Annotated in this window: 12 protein-coding genes; 10 read left to right on the forward strand and 2 right to left on the reverse strand. The window is 53.6% G+C overall.

The features are described 5' to 3' along the window. Positions 1-46 precede the first annotated feature (46 nt). A complete protein-coding gene (locus DYU11_RS08650; RefSeq protein ID WP_119667246.1) occupies positions 47-856 on the reverse strand; it encodes a glucose 1-dehydrogenase in 810 nt (269 codons plus the stop codon). A gap of 70 nt (positions 857-926) precedes the next feature. Between DYU11_RS08650 and DYU11_RS08655 the strand changes: the two genes are divergently transcribed. Next, a complete protein-coding gene (locus tag DYU11_RS08655) occupies positions 927-1940 on the forward strand; it encodes a bestrophin family protein (RefSeq protein WP_119667247.1) in 1014 nt (337 codons plus the stop codon). A 2-nt stretch (positions 1941-1942) separates the two neighbouring features. Here DYU11_RS08655 and DYU11_RS08660 read toward each other — a convergent pair whose 3' ends face one another. After that, positions 1943-4306, reverse strand: coding sequence for an efflux RND transporter permease subunit (locus DYU11_RS08660; RefSeq protein WP_119667248.1), 2364 nt, complete (start codon positions 4304-4306; stop codon positions 1943-1945). A 1048-nt stretch (positions 4307-5354) separates the two neighbouring features. Here DYU11_RS08660 and DYU11_RS08665 point away from each other — a divergent pair. From DYU11_RS08665 to DYU11_RS08705, 9 genes are all read left to right on the forward strand, one after another. Beyond that, positions 5355-6386, forward strand: a complete 1032-nt coding sequence (locus tag DYU11_RS08665; protein WP_147367908.1) for a bZIP transcription factor — start codon at positions 5355-5357, stop codon at positions 6384-6386. Positions 6387-6498: 112 nt separating this feature from the next. After that, positions 6499-7050, forward strand: coding sequence for a hypothetical protein (locus tag DYU11_RS32965; RefSeq protein WP_147367909.1), 552 nt, complete (start codon positions 6499-6501; stop codon positions 7048-7050). 304 nt (positions 7051-7354) lie between these two features. Then, on the forward strand, positions 7355-8392 hold the full coding sequence (locus tag DYU11_RS08670; RefSeq protein ID WP_229365737.1) for a bZIP transcription factor: 1038 nt from the start codon (positions 7355-7357) through the stop codon (positions 8390-8392). 113 nt (positions 8393-8505) lie between these two features. Next, positions 8506-10053 carry a TMF family protein gene (locus tag DYU11_RS08675; RefSeq protein WP_229365738.1) on the forward strand — a complete coding sequence of 516 codons (1548 nt, stop codon included), beginning with the start codon at positions 8506-8508 and terminating at the stop codon, positions 10051-10053. Positions 10054-10255: 202 nt separating this feature from the next. Next, the gene (locus tag DYU11_RS08680) at positions 10256-13330 is read left to right on the forward strand and encodes a metallophosphoesterase (RefSeq protein WP_119667251.1); all 3075 of its coding nucleotides are present in this window, start codon (positions 10256-10258) and stop codon (positions 13328-13330) included. A 97-nt stretch (positions 13331-13427) separates the two neighbouring features. Then, on the forward strand, positions 13428-15170 hold the full coding sequence (locus DYU11_RS08685) for a bZIP transcription factor (RefSeq protein WP_229365739.1): 1743 nt from the start codon (positions 13428-13430) through the stop codon (positions 15168-15170). Positions 15171-15441: 271 nt separating this feature from the next. After that, entirely contained in the window at positions 15442-17754 is a 2313-nt protein-coding gene (locus DYU11_RS08695; RefSeq protein WP_119667252.1) for a glycosyltransferase family 4 protein, read from the forward strand. A 179-nt stretch (positions 17755-17933) separates the two neighbouring features. Next, a complete protein-coding gene (locus DYU11_RS08700; RefSeq protein WP_119667253.1) occupies positions 17934-19427 on the forward strand; it encodes a glycoside hydrolase family 130 protein in 1494 nt (497 codons plus the stop codon). Between the two features lie 399 nt (positions 19428-19826). After that, entirely contained in the window at positions 19827-23033 is a 3207-nt protein-coding gene (locus DYU11_RS08705) for a SusC/RagA family TonB-linked outer membrane protein (protein ID WP_119667515.1), read from the forward strand. Positions 23034-23068: the final 35 nt, after the last annotated feature.

A 23068-nucleotide genomic window follows, 5' to 3' on the forward strand; every position in this document is an offset into this window, starting at 1 on the left:
CCGGACGAGCAACTACAAACTACGAACGACAAACTATAAACCAAATCTATCCATTATCCGCGAAGTCTTCGTATAGTGTCATGCCGCCGTCGACAAAGAGGGTGGTGCCGATCACGTAATCGCTGGCATCGCTGGCCAACCAGACGGCCGCATTGCCGATGTCGTCGACCACCCCGACGCGGTCGTACGGAATCAGGGTAAGCAGTTTGGCTTCGGCTTCGGGGGTATCCCAGGCTTCTTTGTTGATGGGTGTTTTGATGGCGCCCGGGGCAATGCTGTTCACCCGGATTTTGTCTTTGGCGAATTCCTGGGCGATGCTCTGCATCAGGAGTTTGATACCGCCTTTGCTGGCTGCGTAGTTGGCATGACCCGCCCAGGGGATTAGTTCGTGGACGCTGCTCATGCAGATGATTTTGCCCAGGGCTTTCGACTTTTCGGGTTGTGGACCCCGGCGCAGAAATTCTTTGATAGCTTCGCGGGCGCACAGAAACTGACCCGTCAGGTTGATGCTGATGACCTCGTTCCACTGGGCGAGCGTCATTTCCGTAAAGGGAGCATCGCGCTGCAGACCGGCGTTGTTGACCAGAATATCGACCGTACCGTAGCGCGCAATTACGTCCGCGAACATCTGGATGACCTGATCTTCCTGGCTAACGTCGCACTGGTAAATCATGCCGGTCCCGCCCTGCGCTTCAATGTCCGCGAGCACTTTCTCGGCCGACTCTTTTGACGATGGCCGGGAGTGATTAACGACGACCGTAGCGCCCGCGGCTCCTAACGCCCGCGAAACGCCGGTGCCAATGCCGCTGCTGCCACCTGTAACGATTGCAATCTGCCCTTGTAGTACCTTTTCCATAACTTCCTGTTTATTTTGAAAGTAAGCGGTTTTGTATAGATTTGGTTTAAATGTTAGTCCAATCAACCTTATGTTCACTACCAAACGCGTTCCTTTTGCTATCGTTTTTCCATTTGCCTGGCGGTCTGTGCTCAGTTTTATCGTTTACTCTTCCGTTATCTGTACGCTGTATTCCTTCGCTGGCTTGAAAAATCTGGCCATTCCGTTTGTGCCGGTAGCTACTATCGGTACGGCCGTGGCGTTTTACGTCGGTTTTAAGAACAATTCATCTTATGACCGGCTTTGGGAGGCCCGGCGCATCTGGGGCAGCATCACCAACGCCAGTCGGTCGTGGGGCATTATGGTGCTGGACTATATTACGAACCTCGATGCTGCCGATCCATTGCCCGCCGAGGGTTTGCAGCAAATTCACAAAAAATTAATTTACCAGCATCTGGCCTACATCACGGCGGTTCGGGTTCAGCTTCGGCAGAAACCCGTCTGGGAGCTGCATCATGATCCGGCGCACGAGGCCATTGAGCGCATCAAAGAATTCCGCCAGTGTAGTCTGGATAAAGAGTTGAGCCGATTCCTGTCGGTCGAAGAGGTGGAGGAGGCCATCAGGCATCCGAACCCGGCCACCATGTTGCTGCGTAAACAGTCGGCCAGTCTGCGTGAACTGCGCCAGAATGGCTACCTGTCGGACTTCTACCACGTGGATCTGGAGCGGATGCTGGTTGAGTTTTATAACCAGCAGGGGGCCTGCGAGCGCATCAAATCGTTCCCGTTTCCGCGACAGTACGCGTTCTTCAGTTACCTGTTTGTGTGGCTGTTCATCTTTGTGCTGCCCTACGGACTGCTGAGTGAGATGGCGAAGGTCAGCGGCTGGCACGTGTGGCTGACGGTCCCGTTTTATACCATCATTGCCTGGGTGTTTAACACCATGGAAATCGTGGGCGATACCAGCGAGAACCCCTTCGAAAACAGCATCAACGACGTACCGATGACGGCCATCTGCCGGAACATTGAGATCGACCTGCGCGACATGCTGGGCGAGGCCGAACTGCCCAAACGCGTGCAGGCCATCAACAACATTCTGATGTAGGCTTACAACGGCTCGGTCCGCACGGCCGACCGGCTGCTGCGCTTTTTATCCACCGACAGCAGGAAAGCAGGCAGTAAAATCAGGTTGGAGGCCATGCCCATCAGCAGCGTAATGGACACCAGAATACCCAGCGCGATTGTTCCCTGGAACGTAGACGCCGTGAAGATGGCGAAACCCGCAAACAGGATGATGGCTGTGTAGAACATGCTGACACCGGTGTACTGGATGGTTTGGGAAACGGCCTGGGCCAGACTCAGGCGGCTGTTCCGCAGCTCGTCGCGGTATTTGGTGATGAAGTAGATGGTGCCGTCAGACGACAGGCCGAACGCAATGCTGAAGATCAGGATGGTTGAGGGCTTAAGGTGGATATCCGCAAAGCCCATAATACCCGCCGTGACAACCAGCGGCAACGCACTCGGCAGAATGGCGATCAAACTCAGCCGGATGTCGCGCAGCAGAATCACCAGAATGACCGATACCAGCACGATGGCCAGCACCGTACTTTCGGCGAGGTTTTTCAGCAGGTAATCGTTGCCCCGGGTAAACACGACGCTGTTGCCCGTGATGCGCACGTCAAACTGCTCGTCTGATGCGACGCGCTGCCCGGTGGCCCGGTCAATGTTGAAAATTGAATCGGCTTTTGGCTGGAGTTCGCTTAGCAGCTGGTTGACACGTACCGTCCCGACATCGGCCATCTGGTAGCTGATGCGGGTGAACTGCCGGGTACTGTCGAGGTAGCCTTTGAATTTGTTTTCACTGCCTTTCAGCCTGGGCAGGTAGGCCGACAGTTTTTGCAGTTCGAGGGCGGGCGGCAGCAGGTAGTAGCGCGGGTCGCCCCCCCGATACGACTGGTAGAAGAATTTCACGGCTTCGACCAGTGAGATCGGGCGCGTAAACTCCGGATACTTCGAAAATTCCCGGTCCAGCAGCCGCATCTTCGTCAGCGTTTGGGGCGTCAGTACGCGGCCAGGGCGTTTCGTATCGATGCTCACTTCAAACGGCATTACGCCCCGGAACCGGCTTTCGAAGAACTTGAGGTCGGTGTAGATCGGGTCGTTTTTGGGCAGATCGTCTACCACGAAGCCGATGGCGTTGATGCGTAGCGCACCGACGACGGCCACCGCGGTTACCACAGCGATGAAGGTGTAGATAGCGGCCCGGCGCTGACTAACCAAATGGTTTACCCAGTTCAGGAACGATGCAACGTACTGGCGATCCATGTGGCTCCGTTTCTTCGGCGAGGGCACCGGCAGATAGCTGAAAACCGCCGGAATCAGGATAAGCGACATGACATAAGTCGTCATGATGCCCAGGGCCGCTACCAGTCCGAATTCCAGCAGCAGCGGGCTGTTGGTGAAGTAAAACACAAAGAAACCGATGCTGGTCGTGACGTTGGCAAAGAACGTCGTTTCGCCTACTTTCTCGGCGGCAATGGCCAGCGCCTGCTGCTGATCGCGGCCTTTGTTCAGTTCTTCGTGGTAGCGGTTGAGCAGGAAAATGCAGTTTGGTATCCCGATCACAATGATCAGCGGAGGAATCAGGCCGGTCAGGATGGTAATTTCAAACCCCAGAAGCGAAATATAGGCCGACGACCACACGACGCCCACACCGACCACCAGCGCAGCAGCCACCATGACCGTAACGGACCGGAAAAAGAACAGCAGAATCAGGGCCGTAACCACGAAGGCCAGCACCATGAACAGGGTCAGTTCGTTGCTGACCTTGGCCGTAAATTCGGTACGGATGTAGGGCATGCCCGACAGGTGCACCTCCAGCCCATGCTGAACCCCGAACGAATCGACTACGGCCTCGATCCGGCGCACTACGTCGATCCGGTTGCGGGTATTGACCTGGGTCGGGTCGAACGTAACGGCCATCAGGTGCGCCCGGCCCGAACTATCAGAAACGAAGCCCTCGTAGAACGGCAGCCGGGCGATCTGGCTGCGGATGCTGTCGACCTCGGCCTGGCTTGTAACGGGGCGTGGCACCAGCGGCACAAAGCGGAACGTGCGGGAACTGTCGTCGCGGACGATGTTGTACAGGTTCGCGTTGGACACGACATCCCGGATGCTGCTGATTTTACGTATTTTCTGGCTGAGGGCGTACCAGTCGTTGAAGAAGTTGAGCCGGTACATGCTGTCGGTTTCGACGCCGATGGCCAGTACGTTGCCATCCTGCCCGAACCGGGCCTTGAAGCTATCGTACAATTTGAAATCGGGATCGGATTTAGGCAGGATCTTGGCGATTTCGTAGGACAGCCGGACGCGGGAGGCCTGATAGCCCATGAACGCCGTTCCGGCCAGAATCAGGCCAATAAGAGCGACTCTATTCTTGAGGATAAAAGCAGAAACGCGGTGCCAGAACATAAGCGAGTGGGATATGGGCCGCCGGAATGATGAACACATACCTAACGCTTGAACAACGGCCCTCAGCGCATTTGAGCCCGCAAGTTAGTCAAAAATTGGGGGGCGGGCTGGAAACTGGCGTATTTGTTGTTGAAGTCAGTTGGGTTTAGTAGGTTGCTTTCTGTTCATATCTCACCTTTTCACACACAATTTTATGCAGATTTTCTACCGTTTCTTGTTCATCGCTGGCCTGGTGCTGGCGGGGGGTACTACGTCATCAGCGCAGGACAATTTGATTATTACAGGGCCTACTTCTGCAACGCCTGGTGTTAGAAATACCGTTTTTGGCTACCGGGCGGGGATAAGTATCACAGATGGGTTTAATAATGCCTTTTTTGGAAATAATGTCGGTTCGGTTAATACAACTGGTATTCAAAATGCTTTTTTTGGAAGTAATGCAGGTTCTGCAAACACTATCGGTTTTCGAAACGCCTTCTTTGGAAATAACGTAGGTTCTGCTAATGTAAGCGGGTACCAAAATGCCTATTTTGGAAGTGATGCGGGGATGTCAATTAGGGATGGTTACCAAAACACATTTATAGGTTCATCCGCAGGTGCACTTAGTATTACTGGATTTCAAAACGTATATGTCGGGTCAACCGCTGGTTATTTTAACAGAGGTTCTGAGAACGTGTATGTTGGGTCAAATACAGGCGCATTGGGTACACTGGCAACAGGGAACGTTTTAATGGGAACTGGTGCAGGCTCCTCTGTTAATGCCTCTCACAATGTGATGATAGGATATTCATCTGGCCGAGGCAATGTAATGGGCACAAATAATGTCTATATGGGAGCATTTGCTGCACAAAGCGCTAATGGTAATAGCTCTGTTATGATAGGAGACAGTACAGGTTTTAAAACCGGAGTTGGGATGTTCAACGGGGTCTCTGGGAACGTTTTTATCGGTAGCCGATCAGGGTTAAACAACGTTTCCGGAATACAAAATACATTCTTAGGAACACAATCCGGCTACAACACCAACGCTAATGCCAACACCTTCCTGGGCTATATGGCTGGGCGTACCAACACCACCGGCCAGTTTAATACGTTCATCGGCGTACAAACCGGACTTAGCAACACGACCGGTTCCTCCAACTACATGATGGGTACCAACGCCGGGTTAAGCAACACCACCGGCTCAGGCAACTACTTCCTAGGGGATAACGCCGGGGGCGGCAACACGACCGGCGGCTTCAACGTGTACCTGGGTTCAAATGCCGGCAATGGCACGAACGTCAACGGCGACAACAACGTAGCGATTGGCTTTGAGAGCGGTCGAAGCAACACGAATGGTACTACGAATCTGTTTTTGGGCTTCCGGGCGGATGCCAACGCGGCCGGACTGACCAACGCGACGGCCATCGGCCCGAACGCCAAAGTGGGCGTCAGTAATGCGGTGGTGCTGGGCAATAGTGCCAACGTGGGTATCGGTACCAGTATGCCCACGGCTCGCTTACACATTGCCAGTGGAGTGCCCAATCAATCGGGACTGCGGCTGGAAGAGTTGAATGATGATGACCCGGCAGTCAAAAGCACCAACAAGTTCCTAACCGTCGACAGCAACGGAAACGTCATTCTGGCTACTTACGCCAGTAGTGGGCGCGAAGCCGCCGTAGAGAGTCTTTGGCAGCGCAACGGGACGTTTCTGCAAAGTACGAAGGGCGAAGCGGTTATCATCGGCTCCAATGTGAGCCGGACGCCGGCCGGTTACCGCCTGTACGTGCAGGAAGGCATTCTAACGGAGAAGGTCAAGGTGGCCGTCAGGAACACCGCGGAGTGGAGCGACCATGTGTTTGCGCCCACCTATAAGCTGGCCCCGTTAGTCGAGGTCGAACAGCATATCCAGCGGCATGGCCAGCTGCCGGGTGTGCCCTCGGCGAAGCAGATGGTCGAGCAGGGCAATGATCTGCACCGGACCGATGCCAAGCTGCTCGAAAAGATTGAAGAATTGACTTTGTATATGATTGACCAGCAAAAGCAGTTAGACCAACTCAAGGCTGAGAATCAGCAGATTAAACAGCGGTTGGCCAGTCGGCGGTAAAAGGATAGGTAAAAAGATTGTGAATGTAGTGACAACCGTTTGGCCGTAGCCGGGCGGTTGTCTATTTTGCCGACAAAATCACATCTTTTCACATATTCACTTACACAAGTACATGCATCTTTTTTACCGTAACTTATTAGCCGCTGGTCTGGTGCTGGCGGGCACAGGCGCGTCATGGGCGCAGAATAATTTAGTAATTACTGGCCCTGTATCAGCCACTCCGAGTAAAAATAATACCTTAATTGGATTACAGGCTGGGGTTAATATTCTAACAGGGCCTGTCAATTCCGTAATTGGTAGCGAAAACACATTTATTGGCAATCAGGCAGGCCGAGATAACGGACAGGGTTACCATAATACATTTGTCGGCAGTTTGGCGGGAGAGAGTAACACAAGTGGTAATTACAATACGTTTGTAGGCAAGGATGCTGGCAGCAATACTACCACAGGTGGGGCAAATACATTCATGGGTACTACCTCTGGCTCGATAAACACTACCGGAAACGGCAATTCATTTTTTGGGTATCAATCAGGTGGTACCAACCTTACGGGTGTTTTTAACACATTTATGGGGAGTAGTGCCGGTCTATATAATTATTTAGGTAATTACAACACATTTCAGGGAAGCTCTGCAGGGCAGTATACTCACTCGTACGGGATCTAAAAATACATTTATAGGTTATTATTCTGGATTTAATAACGATTTTGGCAATAGCAACGTTGCCATAGGTGCTTTTGCAGGATATGGTGTGTTTGGGCCAACATCGAATGGATTCTGGGGACAATCATTAGGTAATAATAATGTAATGATTGGCGACTCAGCGGGTTTTAAACAGCTAAATATTAATGGTAATGTGTTAATTGGTAGCAAATCAGGTGCAGCTAATCAAACCGGTATTCAAAACACATTTTTAGGTTTCCAGACTGGTTTCAGCAACACAGCCAGTGCCAACACCTTCCTAGGCTATATGGCTGGGCGTACCAACACCACCGGCCAGTTCAATACGTTCATCGGCGTACAAACCGGACTGAACAACACGACCGGTTCCTCTAACTATATGCTGGGCACCAACGCTGGTTTAAGCAATACGACGGGCACGGGCAACTACTTCCTGGGCGATAATGCGGGCGGTGGCAATACCGGCGGTAGCTTCAACATCTACATCGGGGCCAACGCCGGTAACGGCACGAACGTCAACGGTGATAACAACCTGGCCATCGGCTTTGAAGCAGGCCGGGCCAACGTAGCCGGCATCAATAACACATTCCTGGGTTTCCGGGCTGATGCCGGAGCCAATGGGCTGAGTAATGCCACGGCCATCGGCAACGACGCCAAAGTTAACGTATCCAACGCAGTGGTGCTGGGCAACGGTGCCAATGTGGGCATCGGCACCTCCTCGCCCACAGTACGTTTGCAGATCAACACGGGTGTAGCCAACCAGTCGGGCGTGCGCTTAGAAAACCTCACCAGCGCATCGCCGGCCAGTGCCTTGAACCAGACTAAGTTCTTAACCGTCGATGGCTCAGGCAACGTCATCCTGGCCAGTACCACCAGTGGAGGGCGGGTAGCGGCTGAAGCCGAGAGTCTGTGGCAGCGCAATGGCCGCTACCTGACCAGCCAGGAAAACGATGCGGTCATCATTGGTAGCGGGGTGAGCAAGACACCTTCAGATTATAACCTCTTTGTGAGCAAAGGTATCCTGACCGAGAAGGTCAAGGTAGCCGTGAAGAACACCTCAGAGTGGAGCGACTACGTCTTCGAGAAAGGCTATGCGCTCAAGCCCTTAGCCGAGGTGGAACACTATGTTGAACAGCACAAGCACCTGCCGGGTGTACCCTCGGCTGAGCAGGTGGTCAGCGAAGGCATGGACGTAGCGAAGATGAATGCCAAGCTGCTCGAAAAGATTGAAGAGCTGACCTTGTATATGATTGACCAGCAAAAGCAGTTAGATCAACTCAAGGCTGAGAATCAGCAGATCAAGCAGCGGCTGGCCGATCGGCGGTAAGCGGAATACGTAAAAATATGGTGAATCTAGTGACAACCGTTTGGCCGTAGCCGGGCGGTTGTCTATTTTACCGACAAAATCACATCTTTTCACCTATTCACTTCTACAATTACATGCACCTTTTTTACGGTAACTTATTAGCCGCTGGTCTGGTGCTGGCGGGCTCAGGCGCTTCGTGGGCGCAGACAAATCTGGTCATCACCAGCCCTGCTTCGGCTACGCCAGGTAATACAAACACGCTGATTGGCCTAAAGGCAGGAAATTCAGGTATGACTGCAGCGTCCAACACTTTTCTGGGTTGGGAGACTGGTAGGGACAATGGCACTGGAAGTTACAACACCTTTTTAGGGGCTTCTAGTGGTCAGGAAAATACGACCGGCAGCGAGAACGTGTTTTTGGGGGCATCAAGTGGGCCGGACAACACCACTGGCAGCCGCAACACGTTTTTAGGCTATCAGGCTGGCTATTTGAATAAGTCAGGCAGCGATAATGTGTTCATTGGACCGCAGGCTGGCGGATTCATTGGCTCGGGTAACCAGAATACGATTATAGGTTCAGGAGCTGGCGCTGTATCATCAGGTAGTGCCAGTGCAAATACCCTGGTGGGGTATCGGGCAGGTTTAAATACCACCGGCCAGTTTAATACGTTCATCGGCGTACAAACCGGACTCAACAACACGACCGGTTCCTCCAACTACATGATGGGTACCAACGCCGGGCTGGCCAACAGCACCGGCTCGGGCAACTACTTCTTGGGTGATAACGCTGGCGGAGGAAACACGGGTGGTTCATTCAATATCTATATCGGCGCCAACGCCGGCAACGGCACCAACGTTAACGGCGATAACAACCTGGCCATTGGCTTCGAGGCCGGTCGGGCCAACGTAGCGGGCCTCAATAACACTTTCATCGGCTTCCGCGCCGACGCCGGAGCCAACGGCTTGAGCAATGCCACGGCCATTGGCAACAATGCCCGGGTGAACGTCAGCAACGCCGTAGTGCTGGGCAATGGAGCCAATGTAGGCATCGGCACCTCATCACCTACCGTGCGCTTGCAGATCAACACAGGCGTAGCCAACCAGTCGGGGGTGCGGCTGGAGAACCTCACCAGCGCATCGCCGGCGACAGCTCTAAACCAGACCAAGTTCCTGACCGTCGATGGTTCTGGAAATGTAATCTTAGCCAGCACCACCAGTGGAGGGCGGATAGCCGCTGAAGCCGAGAGTCTGTGGCAGCGCAAGGGCCGGTATCTGACTAGTCAGGCCGACAACGCCGTTATCATCGGCTCCAACGTGAGCCGGACGCCGGCCGGTTACCGCTTGTACGTGCAGGAGGGCATCCTGACCGAGAAGGTCAAGGTGGCTGTGAAGAACACCGGGGAGTGGAGCGACCATGTGTTTGCGCCTACGTATAAGCTGGTTCCGTTAGCCGAGGTCGAGCAGCACATCCAGCGGCATGGCCACTTGCCAGGGGTGCCCTCGGCGAAGCAGATGGTCGAGCAGGGCAATGATCTGCACCGGACCGATGCCAAGCTGCTCGAAAAGATTGAGGAGCTGACCTTGTATGTACTAAAGCAGCAGAAAGAACTGGAGTCGATTAAACAGCAGAATCAACAAATGAAGCAAGAGGTTTCGGATCTAAGAGCTCGTTTGGGTCATTAACAGAACAACTGCCATATCTGACTACGAAGGCTACCACTGGTAGCCTTCGTGCGTTTAAGGAAGGCTCTAATCTCCTACCTACAAACCGTTTACTAAAAATACTAGGTATAAATACTTATAAAATAGTGAGATGATCGAATTAGAAAAAATAAAGTTTTAAATTAATTGTATAATTCAAATAATTAATATAAACATATCAATCATGAAGAAGTTACTACTTTTTCCCTTACTGCTAGTGATTGGATGGTCTAAGGGTATAGCACAGCCTACCAGTCAGACAGTGGTTGCCGTCGGGGCAAACTGGAAGTTCCTGAACGAAAACGGCGACCAGGGAACTGCCTGGCGAAACGAAACCTTCAACGACGCAAGCTGGTCGTCGGGTCCGTCGCCCCTGGGTTATTCGCCTAACAATGAGGATGCGGCCAGTACGACAATCTGCAATGGCTGTACCGGATGTAGCTGTTCAAATTGCGCGCCTGATTGCAATACCAAGCGGATTACGACGTATTTCAGGCATCAGTTTACGCTCAGCGATCCGTCTGGTACGTTCTTGATGCGGTATCAGCGCGACGATGGTATTGTAATCTACGTGAACGGCGTTGAGGTGCACCGCGAAAATTTGCCTGCTCCTCCCGCTACGATTACGTATTCAACTACAGCTACGGCCATCCCCAGCAATGCCGAGGAACTGGCCTGGGTATCCGTGCCTCAGGCGGCCCTGAATGGACGATTTAAAGCGGGTAATAACCTCATTGCCGTCGAAATTCACCAGGCAGGCTCCGGAAGTTCGGATATTCGCTTCAGCATGGAGGTTGCACGGTCTGGCCCCCTGGTTCGAGGGCCTTACCTGCAAATGGGAACCCCCACGGACATGACGCTGCGCTGGCGAACGTCAACGGCGTCTACAGGACGGATTCGCTACTGGACATCAGAACCCGGCAGCTTGACGAGCAATGCCGACGAATCGGCGGCTACCACTGAACATGAGAAACGTCTGACGGGGTTGTCGCCTTCAACCCGGTACAATTATTCAATCGGGACTACAGATGGGGGAGTCCTGCAGGCTTCCGCTGATAATTACTTCATAACCCCTCCTCAGCCGGGAACAGCCCGCAAAACCCGAATCTGGTCGTTGGGCGATTTTGGAACCGGAAACGCCCGGCAAGTTAACGTCAAAAACGGCTTTAAGACGTTTGCTGGTACTGATTACATCGACATGTGGCTTTGGTTGGGCGATAACGCTTATAGTATCACTGGCACCAAAGACGGGCAGGATTCGGTGTATCAGCTCAACGTGTTCAATATATACGGTCCGGATCGCTTCATGAAACAAACCCCTTTTTATGCAACGCCCGGCAACCATGACTACTACAGTACCGAAGCCCGGCGGGTAGATCATGATATTGACTACTTTGATATTGTCAGTAATTTCAGGGGTGGTTCGGCTAACGACAAGGAAGAGTATTATTCCTTCAATCACGGCAACATTCACATCGTTAGTCTGGATAGTTATGGGTATGAAAGTGGGCAGGGAACGGCTATATTTTCGCCAAATGGACCTCAGATGACCTGGCTGAAAACTGATCTGGCAGCCGCGAAGTCAAATCCCAGTATCGCGTGGGTGATTGTTTTTTTTCACCATCCGCCCTACACAAAAGGAACACACGACTCCGATACGGAAGCTGATCTGATCAATATTCGCCAGCAGGTGGTGCCCATACTCGACCAGTATAACGTCGACCTCGTTTTGGCAGGACACAGCCATGTGTATGAACGGACTAAGCTGATGAAAGGCCATACCGGATTATCAAATACGTTTAACCCCAGCGTTCATAACGCCCCGCCAGCCAATAACGAGCCAACCCCTAATATGTATTATAAAAGCCGAACGGCTTCGACTAACGAAGGGATTATGTATATCGTAAATGGTACAGGAGGGGCGGCCGGAAAAGGATCCATTCCACAACACCCGGCCATGGATATTTCACTTGATGAAGGCGGCTCTCTGTATCTGGAAATAGATGGAAACCAGCTTACCGGAAAATTTATTGCAATTGACGGCACAACAAAAGACCAGTTTGCGATCGTCAAAACCGGAGCTGTGGCTAACTCTACCAACACACTGCTGGGTGAAGCAGCCGGGAGCGCTTTGGCAACTAGCAGTCAGCAGAATACGATGGTCGGCTTCCAGGCTGGTTTAAATACGACTTCATCCGCTAATCTGATGCTGGGCTACCGGGCTGGTTTAAGCAACACGTCCGGCCAATTCAACAGCTTCATCGGGGTACAGGCGGGGCTGAACAACACGACCGGCTCATCGAACTACTTCTTCGGTACCAACTCGGGGCTGGCTAATATCACCGGCACGGGCAACTACTTCCTGGGCGACAACGCTGGGGGGGGCAACACCGGCGGTTCATTCAATATCTATATCGGCGCTAATTCGGGCAATGGGGCCAACGTCAATGGCGACAACAACCTGGCCGTGGGCTTTGAGGCTGGCCGGGCCAACGTAGCCGGCATTAACAACACCTTCATCGGCTTCCGCGCCGACGCCGGAGCCAACGGCTTGAGCAATGCCACGGCCATTGGCAACAACGCCAAGGTCAACGTATCAAACGCCGTGGTGCTGGGCAATGGGGCCAACGTGGGTATTGGCAACTCAGCCCCCACGGCCAGACTGCACGTAACAACGGGCGTAGCCAACCAATCGGGTGTGCGCTTAGAAAACCTGACTAGTGCATCGCCGGCCAGTGCGCTGAACCAGACCAAGTTCCTCACTGTAGATGGATCGGGCAACCTCATCCTGGCCAGCACCACCAGCGGAGGGCGGATAGCCGCTGAAGCCGAGAGTCTGTGGCAGCGCAAGGGCCGGTATCTGACTAGTCAGGCCGACAACGCCGTTATCATCGGCTCCAACGTGAGCCGGACGCCGGCCGGTTACCGCTTGTACGTGCAGGAGGGCATCCTGACCGAGAAGGTCAAGGTGGCCGTGAAGAACACTGCGGAGTGGAGCGACCATGTGTTTGCGCCTACGTATAAGCTGGTTCCGTTAGCCGAGGTCGAGCAGCACATCCAGCGGCATGGCCACTTGCCGGGCGTGCCCTCGGCGAAGCAGATGGTCGAGCAGGGCAATGATCTGCACCGGACCGATGCCAAGCTGCTCGAAAAGATCGAGGAACTGACCCTGTACGTAATCGAACTCAGCCGAAAAAACCAGGAACTGGAACGTAAAGTGGAGCAATTGCAGCAGGCTAAAGCGCCTACACAACACTAACTTACCGAATAATTACTTTCGAAGAAAACCGCCTGGGACTGACAGGCGGTTTTTTACTTTTAGGTCAGTACTTAACCATTCATACTACCACTTATTTATGCGTAAAACTTTCTACTCCTTCCCGACTGCATTAGTCGGACTAACCTTGCTGTTGGTAGGCTCAGATGCGCTGGCTCAGGACAACATCGTAATGACTTCGCCAACCTCGGCGACTCCCGGAAACAATAACGTAATTCTTGGCAACGACGCCGGCAACGGGTCCATGACGGCCGGATATACGGTTTTGATCGGGCGCTCGGCGGGCAAGAACATGACCGTTGGTAGTTATTCAACGTTTATTGGCGGACAAGCTGGACTGTCCAATACCATCGGTACATACAATACGTTTCTGGGGTATTTTGCCGGGGTATCCAACTCGGCGGGTAATTACAATACCTTTTTGGGGACTCAGGCTGGTCGATTTACAACCGTTGGGCGGGAAAACGTGTTCGATGGAGCCCTGGCCGGCTTCAACAACCGGACCGGTAACGATAATACGTTTGTAGGCTATCAGGCAGGCTACGGGGGCAACAACGCTAGCGGTTCCAGCAACGTGGCGGTTGGAATGCGGGCTGCATTCAGCCTCGTAACAGGTCGCAACAACGTGATCATTGGCGATAGCGCCGGCGCAAACACGCTGGCCAGCAACAACGTAATGATTGGTAGCAAGGCTGGCTACGTTGGAACGACGGGTGTGCAGAACACCCTGGTTGGCTATAATGCCGGCTACAACAACAACGGCTCGGCCAACCTGTTCGTAGGCTACCGGGCGGGCTTTAACAACACGTCCGGTCAGTTCAACTCCTTCCTGGGTGTGCAGGCCGGTCTGAACAACACCACCGGCTCGTCGAACTACTTCTTCGGCACCAACTCGGGTCTGGCTAACACGTCCGGGTCGGGTAACTACTTCCTGGGCGATAACGCCGGGGGCGGCAACACCGGCGGTTCGTTCAACATCTATATCGGTGCCAATTCCGGCAATGGAACGGATGTCAACGGCGACAACAACCTGGCCATCGGTTTTGAGGCCGGTCGGGCCAACGTAGCCGGCATCAACAACACCTTTGTGGGTTTCCGGGCTGATGCCGGAGCTAATGGCCTTACCAACGCCACGGCCATTGGCAACAACGCCAAAGTGAACGTATCCAATGCACTGGTACTGGGCAATGGGGCCAATGTGGGTATCGGCAGCTCAGCGCCCACAGCGCGGCTGCACGTAACGACAGGTGTCGCTAACGAGTCGGGATTGCGGCTGGAGAACCTGACCAGCGTATCACCGGCCGGAACGAGTACCAACAAATTTCTCACTGTCGATGCCTCCGGTAACGTCGTCCTGGCCAGCTACGCCAGCGGAGGGCGGGAAGCGGCTGTTGAAAGCCTGTGGCAGCGGAATGGCCGGTATCTGACTAGTCAGGCCGACAACGCCGTTATCATTGGCAGCGGAGTCAGCCGCACCCCATCTGACTACAATCTGTTTGTCTCAAAGGGCATCCTGACCGAGAAGGTCAAGGTGGCCGTGAAAAACACTGCGGAGTGGAGTGATCACGTGTTTGCGCCTACGTATAAGCTGGCTCCGTTAGCCGAGGTCGAGCAGCACATCCAGCGGCATGGCCACCTGCCGGGCGTGCCTTCAGCGCAGGATGTGGTGAAAGAAGGCATAGATATGGCTAAGATGGATGCCAAGCTGCTCGAAAAGATTGAAGAAACAACACTGTATCTGCTGCAATTGAAAAAGGAGGTAGACCTGTTACGCGACGAAAATCGTCAGCTACGGCAGGAGATCAATCAGTTGAAGAAGTAAAGCAAGATAAGTCACTTTCTGCATGCGAACGTCCGCTTTGGCTTTGATCAGAGCGGACGTTTTTATGTCTATTCAATTAGCGGGTGCCTCAAACGTTTATATTGTAAAATACACATAAAATTGGATAAAATTTTGTATCTACAGATGATAGGGACCATATCCTAGAAATTCGTTCTGATTCTGCAAACAAAACGCTACTAATGTAGCTTATATCCATCAGGTAATTAGATATATACGTAAATTTACCTGAGTGCACCAATACTTAACGGCTATGATGAGTATGAAAGAGTTAATAACCAGGGCGCATAACCCTAAAAATGTCGCGTTCATCGGGGATTATCTCCCCCGGCAATGCGGTATCGCTACATTCACTGCTGATTTATACCAATCCTACAATCAATTTATCCCGGATTCACGGGCCATGGTCGTGTCGGTTAATGATACTGTCGAAGGCTACGATTATCCCAGTGAGGTCCGCTACGAGTTATACCAGCATGACCAGGAGTCGTATCGGAAAGCGGCCGAATTCCTGAATTCAAAAAACGTGGAGGTTGTGTGCCTCCAGCACGAATACGGCATCTACGGCGGACCGGCAGGCAGCTACATCCTGACGCTGCTGCGGAACCTGACCATGCCCATCGTTACCACGTTTCATACTATTCTCAAGAATCCCAGTGAAGAACAACTACTCGTTCTGAAAAGCATTGCCGACCTGTCGTCGCGGGTAATCTGCATGTCGGAGAAGGGTCGGAATTTCCTCATCAACATCTACGACGTACCCGCCGAGAAAATCGATCTGGTACCCCACGGTATACCCGATATGCCGTTTGTAGACCCGCATTTTTACAAAGACCGGTTCGGCATGGAGGGCAAGCAGACGCTGCTGACCTTCGGGCTGCTGTCGCCTAACAAAGGCATTGAGAACGTAATCCGGGCGCTGCCGCGCATTGTTGAGCAGTTCCCGAACGTGGTCTATATGGTCCTCGGTGCCACCCACCCGAACCTGATTCGGGAACAGGGCGAGGTGTACCGCGAAAGCCTGAAACAACTCGCGGCCGATTGCGGGGTTCGCCAGCATGTGCAGTTCTATAACCAGTTCGTCGAACTCGACGACCTGCTCGAATACCTCGGCGCGGCCGACATCTACATTACGCCGTATCTCAATCCGGCGCAGATTACGTCCGGTACGTTGTCCTACGCCTTTGGCTGCGGTAAAGCAGTAGTATCGACGCCCTACTGGCATGCTGAAGAACTTCTGGCCGATGGCCGGGGTGTTCTGGTGCCTTTTGGCGATTCGGAGGCTGTTGCTGATGAGATCATCAAGTTGCTGAGCGATGAGCCGACCCGCCACGCGATGCGAAAAAAAGGCTACATGATGGGCCGCGAGATGATCTGGAGCCACGTGATTCAGCAGTACGCCGATGCGTTTGCCAAGGCGCGCAACGAACGTATGAGTACCATAAGCTCACAGACGACCTTTACGATGGGGGGCAACGGGGCATTCAAACTGCCGGCCCTGCGGCTCGATCATCTCTATCGCCTGACCGACTCGACCGGGATCGTGCAGCACGCCCGGTATCACCTGCCGTTCTACGACGAAGGTTATTGCACCGACGATAACGCCCGGGCGCTGATTCTGACCCAGATGCTGCAGGAAGCCGGATTCGCTGACCGGAAGCTGGCGCAGGCCGCGGATACGTACGAGGCTTTTCTGAATCACGCGTATTCGCAGGAACACCGACAGTTCCGTAATTTCATGAGCTATGACCGGCACTGGCTCGAAGAGGTCGGGTCCGACGACAGCACGGGCCGGACCGTCTGGGCGCTGGGCACCTGCATCGGCCGCTCGACCGAACGGAATACCGTCACCTGGGCGATGAGCCTGCTTGAGAACGTGCTGCCCCGCGTGGCGGAAATGACTTCGCCCCGCGCCTGGGCATTTGCCCTGCTGGGTATTCACGAATACCAGAAGAAATTTAACAACGACCGGCTGGCCAAGACCATTCAGCAGCAGTTGCTCGACAAGCTGATCGCTCTCTACGACCAGACGGCTACTGAAGACTGGCCGTGGTTTGAGAACGTACTGTCGTATGATAACGCCGTGCTGGCTCATGCGCTCCTTCGCTCCGACGACCAGCGGCTGATCAACATTGGTCTGAACACCCTGCAGTGGCTGATGCACCTGCAAACCGCTGAGCGGGGCCATTTCCAGCCCATCGGCTCCAACGGCTTCTACGTGAAAGGACAGCCGCGGGCGTACTTTGATCAGCAGCCCCTGGAAGCCCAGAGTTCAGTATCAGCCTGCCTGGCTGCCTACGAGGTGACCGGTGATGAGGACTGGTACCGCAGGGCCATCAACGTATTCAAATGGTTTACGGGGCTGAACGATCTGAATTTGCCACTCTACGATCAGCAGACAGGCGGTTGCCGCGATGGGCTGCACATCGACCGGGTAAACCAGAACCAGGGGGCCGAATCGACGCTGTCGTATCTGCTGGCGCTGGCCGAACTGTACACTAAGCAAAAGCAACGTACAGAAACCCAGTCCGTTCGGGCTGCCATTACGTCGCTGATCAATGAATAAGTTTTAGTTGAAAGTTCGATGTCCAGGGTCTGCCCAGTTTAACAGAGTTGATTAGCAGACGTATACGCACGAACTTACTAGTGAGACAGACGCCGATAGCAAGATTGCCCGCGGGTAAACATCTTGTTGTCTGCGTCTGTTTCGTTCTAAATGCAACAACGTAAGACTGTACGTAGCAAATGAGTCTAAAAGCGACCCGGACCGGAATTGTGCTCCGGCCTGATCCAACCCGTGTACTGTTCCGCCCGTTCGAGCTGGGCAGCACGACCCGAATTTTGAAAATTATTGCGCGCGTAAACGCCCTCACGGAGCCCGAGGTAGAGCAGAAACTGGCGGAGGTTATCCGTGAGTTCGGCAGCCGGCACTACAAACTGGAGCGCTTTTTTCTGAAGCGTTTCGACCAGCTGAAACCCCATCTGCTGACCGACGAGCCGCAGAGCCTGGAGCGAAAACTGTTGTTGGGGGCTTACTTTACGATGGAGTATTCGCTCGAATCGGCCGCGCTGTTCAACCCGTCGATGGTGTGGCACCCCGATCAGACCAACGTACCGCCCGGCTATAAGCGGTTCGTGCTGAGTCTGCGGGCCACTGGCGAAGGACATATTTCGTCGATTTCGTTCCGGATGGGTTACATCGACGAAGAAGGAAAAATCATCCTGCGCAAGCCGTCGCGCTACGTCACCTCGCCCGAGATCGTGCCGAACCACCAGTTTAACCGGGCGCAGTTTGAACGTAAACTCTACGAACTGCACCTGTCGAACAGCATCTCCGAAAAAATGCTGGCCGGGCTGGGGGACGAATTCTCCCTGCCTGAGCTGGAAACGCAGGTAAAGCGCATTACGTCGCAGTTCCGCTACAATGCCGAATACGAAACCATCGCGAGTGGACTGCTGGGGCTGGCCCGGGCTAATTACGAGGTGCATTTTGACGAAGACCAGAGCCTCGACGAAAAATGCATCTTCCCTACCTCGCCGAACGAAACCAATGGGATCGAAGATGCGCGCTTTGTTCAGTTCACCGACGATAACGGCGAAGTGACCTACTACGCGACCTATACGGCCTACAACGGCCGCGTTACGTTTCCGCAACTGCTCGAAACCAAAGATTTTACGCACTTCAACATCAATACGCTGAACGGCGCTGAAGTGTCGAACAAGGGTATGGCGCTCTTTCCCCGGAAGGTCAACGGCAAGTACGCTATGATTTCGCGGCAGGACGGCGAAAACATCTACCTGATGTACTCCGACGATCTGTACTTCTGGCAGACCAAAGAACTGATCTTGAAACCCACCTACAACTGGGAATTCGTACAATTAGGCAACTGTGGTTCTCCGATCGAAACCGAAGCCGGCTGGCTGGTCCTCAGTCACGGCGTGGGACCGATGCGGAAATACGCCATCGGCGCGTTCCTGCTGGATCTGAACGACCCCAGTAAGGTGATCGGGCGAACGAAGGAACCAATTCTCAGCCCCGACGAAAACGAACGGGAAGGCTACGTACCGAACGTGGTGTACAGTTGTGGTGGGCTGATCAGCGGCCGGGAGCTGATTATCCCGTATGCTATGTCGGACTACGCCAGTAGTTTCGCTACCGTAAACGTGGATGAGCTGCTACATGAACTAACGGCCGATCAGCCCCGAGCGGTGTCGGCAACGTCGCAGGAAGTAGCCTGACAGAAGCGTAAACTGGTGTGACCAGGCGGCTATTCAGCCGCCTGGTTTTTTTGTGCCCATCATTGAAGGTATATACGTAATAATACTTAGTAAATATAACTATACTTTGTCTTTTAAATTAGTAGACAAGACTGATAAAGGGTCTGTAAACCAAGCCGAGAGAGCGTTTGTTTGGCCATTTTCTAACATTTTGGCGAGTATAATTAAAATGAAATTAATGTTAAATTGTTGATTATCAGTCAATATTAGCAAGTTCAGAATAAAATTCTACTAAGAAGGATCGATAAAGTTAAATATTTGGTAAAACAGGTAGAGAATGAAATTTTGTTGAAACCGTTTTTTTGCACATTTTTGATATAGTTTTCTTAATCTAACTCTAACTTAATGCTCTTCATCTGTATGAAAAGACTTTTAGTCGTACAGTTCTTACTGTGTCTACTAAGTGTTCCGCTCCTTGCCCAGGACATCTCCGTTTCGGGTAAAGTCACGTCGGTTTCGGATGGTTCTTCACTCCCCGGCGTAAACATTGCCGTAAAAGGAACGTCGCGTGGTACGACCACAAACAGCGACGGTACGTACCGGCTCAACGTCCCTGCTAACTCTACGTTAGTGTTTAGTTTCATTGGTTTTGCCACCCAGGAAGTAGCCGTTGGTAACCGCACGACCGTTGATGTTCGCCTGACCGACGATGCCGCCCAGCTTCAGGAGGTTGTTGTGACGGCCTTAGGTATTTCCCGGGAAAAGAAGGCCCTGAACTATGCCGTGCAGGACATCAAGCAGGAAAAGCTGAACATCGCCCGCGAACAGAACGTAGCCAACGCCCTGGCCGGTAAGATTGCCGGGGTGCAGGTGCTGGGGCAGTCGGGGGCCAAATTTGGTTCGCCTTCGATCCGGATTCGGGGGGTCAACTCACTGACCGGCAGCGATCCGCTCTACGTTGTTGACGGTACGCCGACCGACATCAGCCAGGTGAACATGGACGACGTCGATAACCTGACGGTACTGAAAGGGCCATCAGCAACGGCGCTTTACGGTAACCGGGCCTCGGCAGGCGTTATCGTGATCACGACCAAGCGCGCCAAGGCCGGCGAAACCCGGCTGGATATCAACCACAGCACGACGCTCGACATGGTGGCGCTGCTGCCGAAGTACCAGAACGAATACGGTGGTGGCTATTCGCAGGCATTCGAAACGTTTGAGTTCAATCCGGCGATTCACCCGGCATCGTGGCAGGCTTTTAACGGCCAGAACCTGATCGACTACTCAGCCGACGAAAGCTGGGGGCCGCGGCTGGATGGTACGTTGTATCGCTCGGCGGCTTCGTGGCTGCCGGGGCCGCAGTTTGGGCAGTTGACCCCATTCGTAGCGCAGCCGAACAACGTCCGCGATTTCTTCGAGAAGCCGTTCAGTCACAATACGAACATTGCCTTCTCACGGGGCACGGAAGCGTTCCAGAGCCGGATTTCGTACACGCACATTGCCAACAACGGGATCATTCCGAACTCGTGGCAGAATCGCGACTACATCAGCGCCAAGAACTCGATCCTGTTCGGCAAGAACCTGACGGCCAATCTGAACATCAACTACACGGCCACGCATACGTTCAACCAGCCGGCCGACCGTTACGGCTCGACGGGTGGGACGGGGACGAGCAACAACCTGTTCGGCGTGAGCAACGCGATTCTGAACGGCTATAACCAGACGATCGGTTCGTTCAACCAGTGGTTTCAGCGTCAGGTGAGCATCGAAGACCTGCGCAACTACAAAAACCCGGACGGTACGTTCCGGAGCTGGAACATCGGTGGTCCGCTCGATCCGCGCCCGAAATACTGGGACAGCCCCTACACGCAGGTGTATGAAAACACCAACGAGAGCCGCAACAACCGACTGTTCGGGGATTTCGGCCTGACGTATCAGATCCTGCCGAACCTGAAAGCATCGGGTACGGTACGGCGCGATCAAAGCAATTTCTTCCAGGAAGGTCGCATTGCCGCCGGTACGCTGAACGAAGCCGGCCGCGGTGGGTATTCAAACGTTGCCGCCAACACCCGCGAGAACAACTACGAATTGCTGGTGAGCTACAACCAGGATTTCGGGGATAACCTGTCGGTCGTTGCCAACGCCGGGGGTAACATCCGCTACAACCGTACGGAGGGTGTTTTCCAGACAACGGTAGGCGGTCTGTCGGTGCCGGGCTTCTACAACATTGCCGCATCGCGCGACCGGCCCACGGCCCGCAACTATTTGTATGAGCGGCAGGTAAACAGCCTGTTTGCCAACGTGAGCCTGGGCTTCCGCGACTTCGTGTTCGTTGAAGGATCGGTGCGGAACGACTGGTCAAGTACGCTGCCGGCCGGTAATAATTCGTACCTGTATCCCTCAATCTCGGCTGGTTTGATTTTCACCGAACTGATTCCGAAGAACAGCATACTGAGCTACGGTAAAATCCGGGGTGGTTATGCGCAGGTAGGTACCGACGTTGACCCGTATCAGACGGCACTGGCCTACTCCGTGGGTAACCCGTACCTGAACAACCCGACGCAGTTTCTGCCCGTTGCCCTGCCGAATGCGAATCTGCTGCCCGGCCGCTCGGCGTCTGTAGAAGCCGGGGTTGACCTGCGCTTCCTGAACAACCGGTTTGGTCTGGAGTTCACGGCGTATCAGAACAAGAACCGCGACCAGATTATCCCGCTGCCGGTGGCTCCCACGAGCGGCTACTCAAACGCTTACGTGAACGCCGGTCTGATCGAAACGTCGGGTCTGGAACTGCATATCTACGCAAATCCGGTTCGGTCATCGTCGGGCTTCAACTGGGAGTTTGATATCAACGCCGACCGCAACCGCTCGAGGGTAGTCGAACTGCTGCCGGGCCTGACCAACTACCAGCTGGATGGTCCACAGTGGCGTACACTGACGCTGAATGCCCGCGAGGGTAAGGAGTGGGGAACGCTGGTTGGCCAGGGTATCCGGAAAGACCCTGCTACGGGTAAGCCGGTGGTGTATGGCAGCGGCCCGAACGCCGGTCTGTACATCAAAGAAGACAACGTCGAACTGGGTTCTGTACTGCCGAAGTTCAAAGGAGGGATGATCAACACGCTGTCTTACAAGGACCTCGTTCTGCGGATCAGCACCGACTTTGTGGCCGGAGGCAAGTTCTTCTCAACGACCAAAATGTTCAACGCCTACTCGGGTCTGGGGGCCGAAACGGCCGGTTTGAACGAACTGGGTAATCCGAAGCGTGATCCGGTGGCCGACGGGGGTGGTATTCTGCTCGATGCCGTAACGGAAGAAGGCCAGCCGAATACAACCCGCGTTGATGCGCAGACCTTGTACGAAAACTGGCTGTTTGCCCTGAACGAACGCTGGATTTACGACAAAACATACGTTAAGCTGCGTGAGGTCTCGCTTGGCTATAATCTGCCCAAGCGTTTGCTGGGTAACCGCGTCAAGTCGGCCAACGTGTCGTTCATTGCCCGGAACCCGCTGCTGATCTACAGCGCTATCGGTGGCGGTATCGACATCTCTGAATCAGAAACGCTGTGGTATGAAGGTGGTCAGCTGCCGCCGGTTCGCTCATTTGGTGTTAACGTTCGTCTTGGTTTCTAATCATAACAAACAGCCGTATTGAGTTGGGGAAGATA

Source organism: Fibrisoma montanum (assembly GCF_003583365.1).
GTDB lineage: Bacteria > Bacteroidota > Bacteroidia > Cytophagales > Spirosomataceae > Fibrisoma > Fibrisoma montanum.